The 13,842-nt window shown below is 62.5% G+C and carries 13 protein-coding genes; 4 read left to right on the top strand and 9 right to left on the bottom strand.

What is annotated here, in order from left to right; translation table 11 throughout:
• The first annotated feature begins 11 nt into the window (after positions 1-11).
• Entirely contained in the window at positions 12-2,351 is a 2,340-nt protein-coding gene (locus EPN80_RS11635; protein ID WP_293027051.1) for a cbb3-type cytochrome c oxidase subunit I, read from the top strand.
• Between the two features lie 217 nt (positions 2,352-2,568).
• On the opposite strand, the gene EPN80_RS11630 is transcribed toward EPN80_RS11635, so the two are convergent.
• The 4 genes from EPN80_RS11630 to EPN80_RS11615 all read right to left on the bottom strand — a co-directional run bounded on the left by EPN80_RS11630 (position 2,569) and on the right by EPN80_RS11615 (position 4,879).
• Positions 2,569-3,072 (bottom strand): SRPBCC domain-containing protein, encoded by a 504-nt coding sequence (locus tag EPN80_RS11630; RefSeq protein WP_293027048.1) that lies wholly within the window; start codon positions 3,070-3,072, stop codon positions 2,569-2,571.
• A complete protein-coding gene (locus EPN80_RS11625) occupies positions 3,062-3,406 on the bottom strand; it encodes a metalloregulator ArsR/SmtB family transcription factor (protein ID WP_293027045.1) in 345 nt (114 codons plus the stop codon). Before EPN80_RS11625 ends, EPN80_RS11630 begins: the two co-directional genes overlap by 11 nt.
• Before the next feature lie 170 nt (positions 3,407-3,576).
• Positions 3,577-4,458 carry an FmdE family protein gene (locus EPN80_RS11620; protein WP_293027042.1) on the bottom strand — a complete coding sequence of 294 codons (882 nt, stop codon included), beginning with the start codon at positions 4,456-4,458 and terminating at the stop codon, positions 3,577-3,579.
• A gap of 70 nt (positions 4,459-4,528) precedes the next feature.
• Positions 4,529-4,879, bottom strand: a complete 351-nt coding sequence (locus EPN80_RS11615; RefSeq protein ID WP_293027039.1) for a hypothetical protein — start codon at positions 4,877-4,879, stop codon at positions 4,529-4,531.
• Positions 4,880-5,226: 347 nt separating this feature from the next.
• On the opposite strand from EPN80_RS11615, the gene EPN80_RS11610 reads away from it, so the two are divergent.
• The 3 genes from EPN80_RS11610 to EPN80_RS11600 all read left to right on the top strand — a co-directional run bounded on the left by EPN80_RS11610 (position 5,227) and on the right by EPN80_RS11600 (position 7,938).
• Positions 5,227-5,499 carry a metal/formaldehyde-sensitive transcriptional repressor gene (locus tag EPN80_RS11610; protein WP_293027036.1) on the top strand — a complete coding sequence of 91 codons (273 nt, stop codon included), beginning with the start codon at positions 5,227-5,229 and terminating at the stop codon, positions 5,497-5,499.
• A gap of 13 nt (positions 5,500-5,512) precedes the next feature.
• Entirely contained in the window at positions 5,513-6,799 is a 1,287-nt protein-coding gene (dmeF, locus tag EPN80_RS11605; protein ID WP_293027033.1) for a CDF family Co(II)/Ni(II) efflux transporter DmeF, read from the top strand.
• Positions 6,800-7,017: 218 nt separating this feature from the next.
• Complete coding sequence (locus EPN80_RS11600; protein ID WP_293027030.1) at positions 7,018-7,938, top strand: LysR family transcriptional regulator; 921 nt, start codon at positions 7,018-7,020, stop codon at positions 7,936-7,938.
• 72 nt (positions 7,939-8,010) lie between these two features.
• Here EPN80_RS11600 and EPN80_RS11595 read toward each other — a convergent pair whose 3' ends face one another.
• From EPN80_RS11595 to EPN80_RS11575, 5 genes are read right to left on the bottom strand one after another with little or no spacing between them, the layout of a single operon-like run.
• The gene (locus EPN80_RS11595) at positions 8,011-9,357 is read right to left on the bottom strand and encodes an adenylosuccinate lyase family protein (RefSeq protein ID WP_293027027.1); all 1,347 of its coding nucleotides are present in this window, start codon (positions 9,355-9,357) and stop codon (positions 8,011-8,013) included.
• 28 nt (positions 9,358-9,385) lie between these two features.
• Complete coding sequence (locus EPN80_RS11590; RefSeq protein WP_293027024.1) at positions 9,386-10,207, bottom strand: CoA ester lyase; 822 nt, start codon at positions 10,205-10,207, stop codon at positions 9,386-9,388.
• Positions 10,204-11,388, bottom strand: coding sequence for a CaiB/BaiF CoA-transferase family protein (locus EPN80_RS11585; RefSeq protein ID WP_293027021.1), 1,185 nt, complete (start codon positions 11,386-11,388; stop codon positions 10,204-10,206). Before EPN80_RS11585 ends, EPN80_RS11590 begins: the two co-directional genes overlap by 4 nt.
• 25 nt (positions 11,389-11,413) lie before the next feature.
• On the bottom strand, positions 11,414-12,259 hold the full coding sequence (locus EPN80_RS11580) for a MaoC family dehydratase N-terminal domain-containing protein (RefSeq protein ID WP_293027019.1): 846 nt from the start codon (positions 12,257-12,259) through the stop codon (positions 11,414-11,416).
• 28 nt (positions 12,260-12,287) lie between these two features.
• The gene (locus EPN80_RS11575; RefSeq protein WP_293027017.1) at positions 12,288-13,631 is read right to left on the bottom strand and encodes an MFS transporter; all 1,344 of its coding nucleotides are present in this window, start codon (positions 13,629-13,631) and stop codon (positions 12,288-12,290) included.
• Between the last annotated feature and the right edge of the window lie 211 nt (positions 13,632-13,842).

Raw genomic sequence — 13,842 nt, 5'->3', positions numbered from 1 at the left:
GGAGAGCAACGATGGAAACGGTCACGCTTTCCACTCGTCGCACTGGCGCGCAAGATCGCGTCAGCCGAGTGCTTATCTGGATTCTTTTGATTGCGACAGCGTTCTGCTGGCTGGGCATGGTTGTCGCAACACGCACCACCTACCAGCAAGCAGCGCCCCTTCCGCAGCAAATGTTGACGCTGGACGGCGCAGTCGTGCTGACTCGTGACGACATCGTCGCCGGCAAGGCAGGGTTCCAGAAAGCCGATTTGATGGACTACGGCAGCCTGTACGGCATGGGCTCCTACTTCGGCGAAGACTTCACCGCCGAGTATCTGGTTCAGTTGGCCAGGGAAGTCCAAAACAACCTGGCGCTGGCGCAATACGGCAAGCCGTTCTCTGCCATCAGCGCCGATCAGCAATCGGGCATCACACGCGCCATGCGAGCGCAATTGCAAAGCGTCGACCTGAGCCAATCGCAGGTCGTGCTGCCGGATGCGCTGGCCAAGGCCATCGTGACGCTGCGCGAGCGCATCGGCATCTCGTTGCTGCGCGACGACTTCGTCAAGGGCTATACCGGAGCGCACTCGCTCGACGCCACCAGCGCCAGTCAAACCGCGGGCTTCCTGCTTTATTCGTCGCTGACGACGGTCGCACGCCGGCCGGGCAAGAACTATTCCTGGACGACCAATTGGCCGGCCGAGCCGCTCGTCGGCAATTCACCGACCGCAGCCACCTTCGAGTGGACCTGGGCGTCCTTCACGATGGTGTTCTTTGCCATCGGCGCGGCACTGGTGATTTTCCGCATGTGGATCGAGCCCAGGGGCGCCGACGAAACCTTCGAGCCGACGCTGCAGGGCTTTGGCCAGGTTACCCCTAGTCAAAAGGCCTTGTGGAAGTATTTCCTGGTCGTCGCGGGTGTCCTGCTGGTGCAGATTCTCGCGGGCTCGATCATGGCGCACTATTACACCGATCGCGTCAGCTTCTACGGCATCGACGTCGGCAAATGGCTGCCGTTCGCTTTCCTGCGCAGCGTGCACCTGCAAGCCCCCATCGTCTGGATCGGCGTCAGCTGGATCGGCGCCGGATTGTTCCTCGCGCCGCTGATCGGCAAGCGCGAACCCGCCGGACAGCGGATGCTGGTCAACCTGATTTTCTGGGTGCTGGTAGTTATCGTGGCCGGCGCACTGATCGGCGACTATCTCGGTATCGTCGGGGTCATCGACAAGAACTGGTTCTGGTTCGGTAACCAGGGGCTGTCCTACCTGGAACTCGGACGCTTTTGGCAAATCCTGTTCTTCATCGGGTTGGCCGTCTGGTGCCTGGTCTTGCTGCGTGCCTTCTGGCCGACGCTCGCCACGCTTTTCAGGCAAAGCGGCGGATCCCTTTATGCGCTGTTCCGGATCGAGCACCTGCTTTGGTTCAGCACGCTGAGCGTCACGGTGCTTTATGTATTCGGCATGATTCCGCTGGCCTCGCCGAATCCGTCGTTTTCGATCACCGACTTCTGGCGTTGGTGGGTGGTCCACCTTTGGGTGGAACTGGCCTTCGAATTGTTCACCGCATCGGTCACTGGCTATTTCCTGATGGCCCTGGGGCTGCTGTCGCGCCAGATGGTCGAACGGGCCGTCCTGTTCGAGTGGATCCTGATCATGATCGGCGGCGTGCTCGGCACCGGCCACCACATGTACTGGGCGGGCGAGCCCGGGCTGTGGGTCGGGGTTGGCAGCATGTTCTCGTTCATCGAGGTGTTGCCGCTGTTCCTGCTGGTGCTCGAGGCCATCGAACAACAGCAGCATATCAAGGCGCAAGGCGACTTCCCGTACCGGCTCGCGTATCTCTACATTCTCGGCTCGGCCTTCTGGAACTTCGTCGGTGCCGGTGTGTTCGGCGGCGGCACGCTCAACGCGCCGCTGGTCAACTACTACGAGCACGGTACCTTCCTGACCCTTAACCACGCGCATACGTCGATGTTCGGCGCCTTCGGCCTGCTCGCGATCGGCCTGCTGTATATGGTGCTGCGCTACCTCAACGGCAATCGTCCGTGGAGCGACCGCCGCGGCATCTGGGCGTTCTGGCTCTACAACATCGGCCTGGTGATGTGGATCGTCATGAATTTCTATCCGATCGGCTGGCCCCAGCTGGTGGCCGTCTATACCCACGGCTATGCCTATGCGCGCAGCTTGCAGTTCTACAACACGACGATCTTCTGGCAATGGATGCGCATGCCCGGCGATATCGTATTCGCGCTCGGGGCGTTGCTCATGGCGTGGGACTTCATCTCCAAGCTGCTTAATCGCGGCCAGAAGACCGCCGCTGTTGCGCCGGTTTCCACCGTCAAGACGGTCAAGTCGGTTGCCGATGGCACCTGATTTCAATGACGGTCAAGGGTAGCCGGAATCCGTTGGATACGGCCCCATTGGGATGGCGCCCGGCGAATCACATCGCCAGGCGCCATCGCCCATTTGCGCATTGGATTGTTTAGCCGACCATCGTGACGGCAGAACAGTCAACAAAAATCGTTTGCCGCGAACCGCTCGCGTGCGCGACCGGCCCGCAAGGCCCCTGCCGGCGCCGCGCACACGCGATTCATTTGTCCATGGCGAGCAACAGTTCGTCGAGGCGTTCGAGCGTGGAGGCCATGCCCTCTTCCATACCCATTTCGATGACCTTTTGCACGTCATCGGGTGACCGATACATCACCACCGTCGTCACCAGCGTATGCCCGTTCGCGTCGGTAAACGTCACTTCCCAGCGCGCTCTGGGCATCTCGGGGTTCACCACGCCGGCTTCGTCGCAAAAGCCGTCAAGCGCCGCGTAGTCATCGATCGGATGTATCGCCTGATAATCCAGGCGGCTCCAGAAGGCTTGCCCGTCGGGCATGATCATCGCGTAGTGCCAATAACCACCCTCCTTGAATTCCATATGCTTGGTCCTGGTCGTCAGAGGCTTTGGCGCGAACCATTGGTCGAGCAATTCGCGCCTGGTGTGGCAATCCCACACCAGCTGGCGCTTCGCCGCGAACTCCCTTTTTACGATGATGCGGCTCTTCTCTTTGTCGACGATAAAATCGAATTGAAGCTCAGCTTTCATAGCTTTCTCCCTGGAGCTTTTCTAAAAGATTGTCCAAATTGTCGTACCGACTGGCCCAGAGCGCGCGCTGCTGCGCAAACCAGCGCTCCGCGGCGGCCAATTTCTCGCGCTCGAGCGTGCAGGTCCGGATCCGGCCGATCTTCGTGGATCGGATGAGCCCGGTGCCTTCGAGCACCCGCACGTGTTTCATGAACGACGGCAGCGCCATATCGAACGGCTCGGCCAGTTCACTCACCGTTGCCGGCCCCCTGCCGAGCCGTTGAATAACAGCGCGGCGCGTCGGGTCGGCAAGCGCGTGAAACACGACATCCAAGCCGATTTCATAGTTATCCATTTGGCTAACTATAGACGCCGCGAATTCCGATTGCAACAAGTTTATGTCGCGCACCGGCGATGTCGAGGATTCGCCGCTGCCCCACTCGCGCAGCGGGCGTCATGCAATGGCGCGCGTCCTGGCGAGCACGACTCGTGGCAAACAGGGGAAAGCAACGCCCGGCCAGCGGGCTAGGGCCCGGGATCGATGGGTCGCTGCCGATAGGGGTAATTCTTGATTCGTGTGTCGCTGCGCTCGACCGGATGGCTGATCGACTTGTCCGGATCCACCCAATCGGTCCATTTGAAGTTCGGAATGATTTGGGCGCTATAGCTGTCCGTGAGTGGATGCTCGAGAATGTCGTTGATGTGCACCCATTGCTGGTAACGCATCAGGTCAACCTGATAAGGGGTGGGCTTTCCGCCGGCGCTTTTGACAACGGCCTTGAGCGCTTCGACATCCTTCATGGTGATTTTCGGCTGCCAAGTGATCGTTCCGGGCAGCATCACCGGCTCGCCGGGAATATTGTTGATGCCCTCCTTCCAGGTAGCGAGCACGGCAACCTGAGTGTCCTCGCGGTACAGGAGGATAGCGTGACTGTATCGCTTGTCGCGAAAGAAGCCGAGGTTTCCGTACTGAACACGCGCTCCGGTCAGGAAAGCCACGCCATCGGACCAGCAAGGCGAATTGCCGCTGATGCCCGACAGCACGCTTCGATCGATGATGCCATCGGGAAACAGAATCTTGAACGCAACCCAGGCCGCGTTGGCGACGTGCGTCGTGCCCTCGCAGTCGTGACCATGGAATCGGATCATGTCCTTGAGGGTCACCGGGTAGGTATAGGCGTAGTAGCGGCCCTGCGTCCCGCGTGTCGCGAGCATCTCGAAAGTCGGCGCGTATGGCTTGCCGACCATCGGTGCGTACCATGTGGGCGAGCGATCAGGCGCCTCGACCCCCGTTTCGATAAAGATGTCGCGCCCCTGGACGTAGGTCGGCCCGGCCGCTTGCGCGAGCCCTGCTGCGATCGCCCAGAGCAGACCGGCCTGGGCGATCCGGACGAACGTCGGTTTCATCAGTCTCTCCAGAGTGGTGCCGCGCGGGAATGCCATCAACACCTATCGTTCCGTGCTCGAAGCAAGATCCCTATTTGTTCAATTGATCCTGATCCTTGGTCTGATCCTGATCCTTGAGCTGGTCCGGATCCTTGAGCTGGTCCTTATCCTTGAGCTGGTCCTGATCCTTGAGCTGGTCCTGATCCTTGAGGCGATCGGGATCCTTGAGCTGGTCCCGGGTCTGGGTTTGATCGCCGCGCCCCATCGCGCCAGCGCCGCCAGCGCCCATTCCTCCGCCGCCACCGCCACCCCCTGCGCCGCCTGCGGCGAAGGCCGAGGCCACAGTTGCGGCAAACGCGGCCGCCATGATTGATCTAAGACCATTGATGTCTTCATCATGAACTCCTGAAAGATGATCGACGGGAACGGCATACCGGCTCATTCCCCGTACGAGCATCTAACGTCATATCTTTTGGTGCTATCTTGCGCGAGATCAAAGAACGGCCGCTCCATCCGTCCGCGCCGGAATGCGGTTTTCAGCCTGATGCCGCGGATGATGTGGGCTTTATCGATCAACCGCGCCAGCGCGCCACTTCCGCTCTCGCCGGAAAAAGCACTGCCGTTGCTGGCCGACGGCGCATCGGCAACTCCCTACCCGCTTTGACGGCAGACGCCGCAGAGTCCCCAAATCATGGAAATCGATCAGTCTGGCGACTGCGCGTAGCCCAGGCGCACCTTTTTCGACACAAAGGTGTTAGCATACCCCCCTATCCTATTTTCGAGCTTGCAATGAGCCATACGATTCGCGAAAAACAGAAACTGCTCAATCGGGTGCGCCGCATCAAGGGGCAGGTCGAAGCCATCGAACGCGCGCTGCAAGAAGAGCGGGGGTGCATGGAAGTGCTGCAACTCGTCACCAGCAGCCGCGGCGCGATGAACGGGCTGCTTGCCGTGGTTCTCGAGGACCATATCCGCACCCATCTTGTCGATGCCGAGCCGCACGACGAGCACGGTAGCGGCACCGAGCAGTTGATCGAGGTCGTCCACAGCTACTTCAAATAAGAAAGCAGAAGCCATGACCAACTTTGAAGATGCCGCTTTCGGTGCGGGGCATGACCACATCTTTCTGGGTGCCGCCCATGAAGACAACGAGCGCCGGACCTGGATGGTGATTGCGCTGTGCAGCGCGATGATGTTGATTGAAATCGTCGGCGGCAGTTTTTTTGGCTCGCTGGCGCTCATTGCCGATGGCCTGCACATGTCGACACACGCCGGCGCGATGCTCATCGCCGCTTTGGCATACACCTACGCGCGCCGGCATGCGGCCGACAACCGTTTTGTATTCGGCACAGGCAAGCTGGGGGACCTCGCCGGTTTTACCAGTGCCATCGTGCTGGCCATGATCGCGCTGCTGATCGGATACGAAGCCGTTTCGCGCTTTCTCTCGCCGGTGCCCATTCACTTCGATCAGGCCATTCCGATTGCCGTGCTCGGCCTGCTGGTCAATCTCGCGAGCGTCTGGCTGCTAAGCGGCAACCACCATGGTCACAGCCATGACCATGGTCACGGTCACGGTCATGGTCATGGTCATCAGGAGGAACACCATCACGAAGAAGAGGTGTATCGCATTGTCGGCAGCGCGGGCGTATTCGCCTTGTCGGTCTTTGAAGACGGTGTACCGCCCGTCTTCCGGATCAGGTCCGAAGCGACATCCTCGAAGCTGGGCGCACGTGATGTTTCAGTGACGACAATCCGCCCAGACGGCGCCCACCAAACCTTTGCATTTGTCGATCGCGGCGGCTACCTGGAATCGACGGACGACATTCCTGAGCCGCACGCCTTCAGGGCCATTGTCCGCCTGCCCGACGGCGAGCACGAGCTCGAATTCGAGGAGCACGAGCACCGTCACGGCGATGTGCACGCGAGCACCCATCGGGATCACAACATCCGCTCCGCATACATTCACGTCATTGCCGACGCGGCGGTTTCCGTGCTGGCCATCATCGGTCTGCTGCTCGCGCGCGCCTTTGGCTGGGTCTGGATGGATCCGCTTGCAGGCATCATCGGCGCACTGGTAATTGCCAATTGGTCGTGGGGCCTGATGCGCGATACCGGCCGCATCCTGCTCGACATGAATCTGGACACGCGCATGGCCGATAGCGTCCGCCAGGTCATCGAGGACAACGGCGACACGGTGCTCGACCTCCATGTTTGGCGCGTTGGCCCGGGGCATATGAGCGCCATCGTATCGGTGTTCACCGGTCAAGCGCAGCGCACCCCGGGTTTCTATCACTCGGCCCTCAAGCGCTTGAAGGGGCTGTCGCATGTCACGGTCGAGGTGCACCCGGCACGCACCGCCTGACCGGTGGCCGTCAAGCTGCTTTGTATCGATGTGCGTTTCGAGCGGCCACCTCTTTGACCGTCACGTCCTCGGGCCGGCTTGCTTTCCTGTCGCGCCGCTGCTACGCTCGGGCGCCATGCGCGACTCGCAGCGCGAAGTCGCCCCTGAACCGGCCGCTCATCAGAGACAATGCCGCGCCCGCGCCCCCAAAAGCACGAGCTCATCCTCCTAAAAACGCCATGGCCGTCAACTTCGAACTCCACGATTTGATCGCATTTCGCGCGGTTGCTGAACTGGGCAATTTCCGCAAGGCAGCCGAGGCGGTTCACATCTCCCAGTCCGCTTTCAGCCGGCGCATCGACAAGCTCGAGCAGGCCCTGGGCATCCGCCTGCTCGAACGAACCACGCACGAGGTCAAGCTGACCGCCGTCGGGCGAGAGTTCGCGAGAAGCATCAGCACGCTTCTCGATGGCCTCGACGAAACGTTGCTGAGCGTGCGCGGGGTCGGAACCGCACGCATGGGCGAAGTGTACATCGCCTGCGTACCTTCGACGGTCTATTACTTTCTGTCCAATGTCATTCAGCGCTACCGGGCCCAGTACCCCAAGCTCAGGGTCAAGGTGTTCGATGCCAGCGCCAACGAAGTGCTGGCGGCCGTCTCCAGTGGCGAAGCCGATTTCGGTATCAATTTTCTCGGCGGCTCCGAACCGGAGATCGACTATCGCCCGCTGCTGACCGAACATTTCGTCATCGCCTGCCGCCGCGATCATCCGCTGGCCAAGTTACGCAAGGCCACGTGGCGCGATCTGGAAGGCCACGACTTCATCCTCACCGCCAAATCGTCCGGTAACCGTCTGCTGCTCGATCAGGCCCTGGCGCGCACGCATACCCGACTGTCCCCGGTCTATGAGGCGCAGCATGTCACCACCTTGCTCGGCCTCGTCGAGGCGGGCCTCGGGGTTGCCGCGGTGCCGTCGCTGGCCATGCCGCCGTATGAACACCCGCTACTCATGAGCATTCCACTGGGAGAACCCGAGGTCACACGGAGAATCGGCCTGATCAAGCGCAAAGGACGCCAGCTGTCTCCCGAAGCCCAGCAACTCTATGAATTCGTCGCCGCCAGGCGACCGGCCCGGCAGACCAGGAAGACGCCCGCCTGAGCGCCCTCGTTCTCCCGCTGGCTGGCGCGCTGGCCGTCTCCCGGCACTGCGCGCGGCGACCGCGACGCCTGCTCAGCGAAGCGTCGCAAGCACCCGGTCCACCATCAGCGCCGACTGGCCCAGATAATTCGCCGGGTCGAGCATGCCTTCCAGGGCCGCGCGATCGACATGCGCGGCAATCTCCGGGTGCGCGCAAAGCAGCTCGATGAGCGGCTTGCGCTCGGCGATCGACTGCCGGCACAAATCGTAGACCAGATCATGCGCGTATTCCCGGCCGATGTACTTTCCAAGGCCCATCATCACGGCCTCGCTCATGACCAGGCCATCGGTCAAATCGAGGTTGCGCCGCATGGCCACCGGATCCACCTGCAAGCCTTCCAGCACCTGCCGGCTTTGTCGCAAGGCGCCAGCCATCAGGCAAAAGGCCTCCGGCAGCACGATCCACTCGATTTCCCAAGGCCCGGTCGAGCGCTCGTGATCCGCTACCATCGCGTCCATCAAGGACGCTGCGTGCTGCCTCACCACGCTGATCGCGGCATGGATGTAGCAGCTCGCAATGGGATTGCGCTTTTGCGGCATGGTGGACGAAGATCCGCGTCCATGATGATAGGGCTCATAGACCTCGCCGACCTCCGTTTGCATCATCAGCTTGACGTCCATGCTGAGCTTGCCGAGCGTGCCGCCCACCAGGCCGAGGAACGTACCGACTTCGGCGATGTTGTCGCGGATCGTGTGCCAGGCGATCAGCGGTTGCTTGAGCCCGAGCTCCGCGCACAAGCCCGCCTGGGTTTCCATGGCGCCGCTCTCGAGCGATGCAAGCGTTCCGGCGGCGCCGGCGAATTCCCCCACCAGTACGCGCTCTTTGAGCTGACCCAGCCGCTCCCGATGACGCTCGATTGCCGACAGCAACCCCGCCATCTTGTAGCCAAAGGTGACCGGAATGGCCTGCTGCAGATTGCTGCGCCCGATCATCGGCGTATCCCGGTATTGCTTTGCCAGCCGGGCCATCGCCGCGGAGATGCCGCCAAGCTCGCGCTCGACGATCGCCAGGGCCTCGCGAATCTGCAGCACGGTCGCGGTATCCGTGATGTCCTGTGTGGTGGCGCCCCAGTGGCAGTATTCGCCGAGCTTGTCGCGGCATAGTGCGTTGAGCTGCGAGACCACGCCCAGCACCGGATACCCGATGCGCTCGGTCTGCTCGCGCAGCTTGCCCATGTCGATCTGCTCGATGGCGCAGTGACGCACGATCTCGTCGGCGGCCTCCTGGGGAATCAGCCCCAGGCGAGCCTGCACGATGGCAAGTGCGCGCTCGATATCGAGGTACTTCTGCGTGCGATTTTCGTCCGACCACACCTGGCGCATCTCGTCGGTACTGAAAATGCCCTGGAAGATGATGGAATCAATGATGGAAGCTGTCATAGTGTCAAGTTAGCAAGCAAGAGAGAAATCAAAGCCCGGCCCGGCGCAACATGCGCAAAGCCCGGAGCACCACGGGTCGGTCGACCATTTGCCCGTCGACGCTGGCCGCCCCCGTGCCGGCGGCATCGGCCGCCACGACGCGGCGAGCCCACGCCAGCGAGGCCGCATCCGGCGCCATTGCCACATGCAGCGGCGCGATCTGGCACGGATGTATGCACAACTTGGCCCCGAAACCCCGGCGCCAAAACCATGACCAATCCGCCAGCAGGCGCGCCTCATCGTCGATTTGCGGCGTCACGCCGGCGACCGGCGCGGCCAGTTGGGCAAGGCGCGAAGCCAGAGTGATCGACGCGGCTGCTTCGGCCAGCGGCTGCAGATCGTCGGCGATATCCAGCTCCAGATCGAGAGCGAAGTCCAGGGTGCCGAAGACCAGCCGAACCACGCCGCTCGCACCGGCAATGGCCCGGCAGTGAGCAAGCCCTCGCGCCGTCTCCAGCAGCGGCAGCACGCTCACGCCCGGAACCGCGCTCACCAGGGCGTCGACGTGTTCGGCGTGCTCTGCCTTGGGAAGCATGACCTGGAGAACCCGCGATTCGCGAACCAACCGCAGATCCTCGAGGAAAGGCTCCGACTGCGGGTCGTTGATACGCAGCGCGATACGATCGAGCGTCGGTGCGTCGAGCTGTGCCGACCAATGCATTACCCGGTCTCGAGCCTCGCCTTTCGCCGAAGCGGCGACCGCATCCTCCAGATCGATCACGACGACGTCAGCCGCGCTGGCCACCGCCTTGTCGAAGCGCTCAGGCCGGTTGCCAGGCACAAACAGGTAGCTACGTGCGTTGGGTTTCATATCGCACTCGCGGCGCGCAGCGCCGCAATCGCTTCGGCGTCCAGGCCCAGCTCGGCAAGGATCGCCTCGGTATGCTCGCCCAGGGCCGGGACCGGATCCATGCGGGGATCACCGTCGTCCCAATTGCCGGGCGGAAGCAGCGCGGGCAAGTGCCCCACGGGCGAGCCGATCTCGCGCCAGCGCCCGCGCGCATGGAGCTGCGGATGCTCCCAGACTTCGTGCATGGTGTTCACCCGTGCGTTCGCGATCTGCGCGTCCTGCAGGCGCGCCACGACTTGCGGCGCACTCAGTTCGCGGAACGCCTCGACAATGATCTGGCGCAGCGCATCGCGCGCGGCCACCCGCCGCGCATTGCCGGCAAAACGCAAATCCGATGCGAGTGCGGGTTGCAGCAGGACCTTTTCGCAAAAGCTCGCCCATTCCCGCTCGTTCTGCAACCCAAGCATCACGCTCGCTCCGTCTGCGCCGGTCGGAAAAGGCCCGTACGGATAGATGGTGGCGTGCGCCGCTCCCGTGCGCGGCGGCGGAGTCGCGCCATCGAAGGCGTAGTACAACGGATATGACGTCCACTCGGTCAGTGATTCGAGCATCGAAATATCCAGGCGGCGGCCAACGCCGCTGCGGGAGCGCTCGAGCAGCGCCGCCAGAATGCTTGAATAGGCATACATCCCCGCGGAGATGTCCGCGATCGATGGCCCCGCCTTACAGGGCTCCTCGGGCGTACCCGTGACCGAGACGAATCCCGCTTCGCTCTGGATCAGCAGGTCGTAGGCCTTTCTGTCCCGATAGGGGCCATCCGCGCCATATCCGGAGATATCGCATACGATGATCGACGGCTTGTGCCTGGCCAGCGACGCGTGATCGAGACCCAGCCGCCCACCGGCCCCGGGAGCGAGATTCTGTACCACGATATCGGCCTTCTCCAGCACCAGACGCTGCAGAATCTGCCGCGCCTCTGGATGTTTGACGTCCAGCGTCAAGCTCTCCTTGCTGCGATTGGCCCAGACGAAGTGCGAAGCCATGCCGCGCACGCGATCGTCATAGCCCCGCGCGAAGTCGCCTACGCCCGGACGCTCGATCTTGATGACCCGCGCGCCGAGATCGGCGAGATGGCGCGTCGCGAGCGGCGCGGCGATCGCATGCTCGAGTGTGACGACTGTGAGTCCCTGAAGTGGTTGCATGAGAAGTGTGATCCTTGTTGCGGATTCATCGCAGCGTCGCGACGGCGTCCATCGTCAACCAGCCTTCGTGGTCGGCGCCCCAAAGCCGAACCTTGCCAGAGTCCGTATCCGGTGCGGCGCACACGGAAAAAGGATGCAGATCGAAGGTCGGGCGACGCGCGCGGAAACTGAACGCGGCGACATCGGCCTCGGGCCGGTGGCGGCGCAGCAGATCCAGGAGCAGTGTGGCGATCAGCGGGCCATGCACGATCAGACCCGGGTAGCCCTCGACCTCGGTCACATACTTGCGGTCGTAGTGGATACGGTGCCCGTTGAAGGTCAGTGCCGAGTAGCGAAATAGCAAGACGTCGTCAGGCACAATCACCCGCTGCCACGTGGCTGACGGCGCCGCCACCGGAGCCGGGTCCACATCGCCAGGTTGCCGCGCCGGGCGGTAGACAATGTCGTGGAACTCGACGATGGCGGGATCGACATCGTCGTTGCAGCGAATCTCGTGCCGCACCCTGACGAAGGCCAGAGGCCCCGTGCGGCCTTGCTTGTGGGTTACGTCAACGATCGTGCTCGTGCGGCGCACGGCATCGCCCACGCGCACCGGCGCGCGAAATTCGAACTCGCTTCCAGCCCACATGCGGCGTGGCAGCGGCACCGGCGGCAGGAAGTTGCCGCGCCTGGCGTGGCCATCGGCGCCGATGTCGCTCTGCCGCTCGCTTGGCAGGAAATAAAGCCAGTGCCACAGGGGCGGCAGCGCCCTGCCCGGGACGACCTCGGCGGCCTCCCGATCGAGCGTCGCCATCAGGCCGCGTACGGGAGCTGCCGTGACGAGGTCATCACGCGTTTCGACGCGCCCGATCCACTGTGTCCAATCCGTCATAAAACTCTCCCTGTTGTTCGAAGCGGGGTCAATGAAGCGCCTCGAGCGATCGTCCTGTGGTCGACGTACCGAACACGCTGACCACCGCGGATACCGCCAGCCAGCACACGGCGATGTAGACGAACACGCTGCCATATCCGTAGGTGGCGAACAGCGCACTGACAACGAACGGGCCCACCACGTTGGCCAGGCGCCCCACGCCGTAGGTCAGGCCCATCCCGGTGGACCGTACATCGGTCGGGAACATCTCCGGGGTGTAGGTGTACAGGGCGACGGCCATCGCCTGGATGCTGAGCATCACCAGCGCGCCGAACACCAGGATCGCCTGCGGCTGGAAGGACAGCCCGAATCCCAGCCCGAAGATCGCGATCAGAATCCCGTCGACAGTGATGAACCAGCGCCGCTCGAAACGCTCCACGAGGTAAGAAGCCAGGATCGCGCCAAGCGGGTTGCACACCGCGATCAGGCTGGCATAGGTCAGCGAGTGAACGACCGAGAATCCGTGCTTGACCAGCAACGTGGGCACCCAGGCGACAAAGCCATAGAAACCAAGGGTCTGAAATATCCACACCAGCAACAGGATGACAGTGCGCTTGCGCTCGGCGGGCTCGAAAAGCCGCCCCAGCGGCACCCGGCGGCCATAATCGATCGGCTCGCGATGAACATGGGGCGCGGCGTCGCTCGCCGGGGCCGGTCTGGACGCCGCCAGTGCCTCGAGTTCCTCCACGATTTCGAGCGCTTGCGCTTCACGGTTGCGGCGAAGCAACCAGCGCGGCGACTCCTTCATGCGCGCGACGAACAGCAGCGCGATCAGGCCCAGGCTTCCCCAGACGAACACGGCTCGCCATCCCCACGAGGCCATGGGTACGAATGTCCTGGCGAACCAGGCCGTGGCGGGAATACCCACGAGGCCGACCGTCATGATGCGCCCCATATATTTTCCGCGCACCTTCGCGGGAAAGAACTCGCTGACATAGGTGTTGGCCGTGACCGTCATGCCCGACAGGCCGACCCCCGTGAGAAATCGGAACGCCGCGAGCGAAAGCACGTTCCAGGAAACGGCGTTGAGCAACGAGAACGTCGCGTAACACAGGATGGTCAGGACGAGCGCGCGCTTTCGGCCGATCGCGTCGGCCAGCCAGCCCGCGCAAACCGCACCGATGAACATGCCGCCGAAACTCGCGGAGGTGATGAATGCCACCGCACCAACGGCAATGTGCCAGGCTTTCATGACCCCGGGAGCCGCGAAGGCGAAAGTATTGAGGTCTGCGAACTCGAAGAAGTATGCGAATGCCAGCGCAAAGACGGCAATCCTGTGGGGTCGCGTGATCGGCAACCGATCCATCCGCTCGCTGATGCTAGAACTAGACATGTGTCTCCTCGTCGTTTTTGATTGGCTCGCCCTGATTCGCGAGTGGGTCATGCAGCCGCACCCCACCCTGGGTGCTCGAGCGGATTCATTATGTCGGCAGATGGCTTCGAGGAGAATTGCACGCTTTGCATCACTTCATGCATGAAATGGCAGCCCGCCGGCGCCCCGCTCACAAGGCTCGCCTGGGCTTGGGCCTCAGCTCGCGGAAACT

Origin of the sequence: Pandoraea sp., from assembly GCF_004297875.1 — a bacterium.
Classification (GTDB): Bacteria; Pseudomonadota; Gammaproteobacteria; order Burkholderiales; family Burkholderiaceae; genus Pandoraea.
The sequence above is the reverse complement of the archived record's forward strand: the minus strand, read 5'-3'. Positions and strand labels throughout refer to the sequence as shown.

Bases quoted from the DNA above. Each gene is read 5' to 3' on its own strand.
- EPN80_RS11635 (WP_293027051.1), top strand. From the start codon at position 12: ATGGAAACGGTCACGCTTTCCACTCGTCGCACTGGCGCGCAAGATCGC.
- EPN80_RS11630 (WP_293027048.1), bottom strand. From the start codon at position 3,072: ATGAAAGCTGAGCTTCAATTCGATTTTATCGTCGACAAAGAGAAGAGC.
- EPN80_RS11625 (WP_293027045.1), bottom strand. From the start codon at position 3,406: ATGGATAACTATGAAATCGGCTTGGATGTCGTGTTTCACGCGCTTGCC.
- EPN80_RS11620 (WP_293027042.1), bottom strand. From the start codon at position 4,458: ATGAAACCGACGTTCGTCCGGATCGCCCAGGCCGGTCTGCTCTGGGCG.
- EPN80_RS11615 (WP_293027039.1), bottom strand. From the start codon at position 4,879: ATGAGCCGGTATGCCGTTCCCGTCGATCATCTTTCAGGAGTTCATGAT.
- EPN80_RS11610 (WP_293027036.1), top strand. From the start codon at position 5,227: ATGAGCCATACGATTCGCGAAAAACAGAAACTGCTCAATCGGGTGCGC.
- dmeF (WP_293027033.1), top strand. From the start codon at position 5,513: ATGACCAACTTTGAAGATGCCGCTTTCGGTGCGGGGCATGACCACATC.
- EPN80_RS11600 (WP_293027030.1), top strand. From the start codon at position 7,018: ATGGCCGTCAACTTCGAACTCCACGATTTGATCGCATTTCGCGCGGTT.
- EPN80_RS11595 (WP_293027027.1), bottom strand. From the start codon at position 9,357: ATGACAGCTTCCATCATTGATTCCATCATCTTCCAGGGCATTTTCAGT.
- EPN80_RS11590 (WP_293027024.1), bottom strand. From the start codon at position 10,207: ATGAAACCCAACGCACGTAGCTACCTGTTTGTGCCTGGCAACCGGCCT.
- EPN80_RS11585 (WP_293027021.1), bottom strand. From the start codon at position 11,388: ATGCAACCACTTCAGGGACTCACAGTCGTCACACTCGAGCATGCGATC.
- EPN80_RS11580 (WP_293027019.1), bottom strand. From the start codon at position 12,259: ATGACGGATTGGACACAGTGGATCGGGCGCGTCGAAACGCGTGATGAC.
- EPN80_RS11575 (WP_293027017.1), bottom strand. From the start codon at position 13,631: ATGTCTAGTTCTAGCATCAGCGAGCGGATGGATCGGTTGCCGATCACG.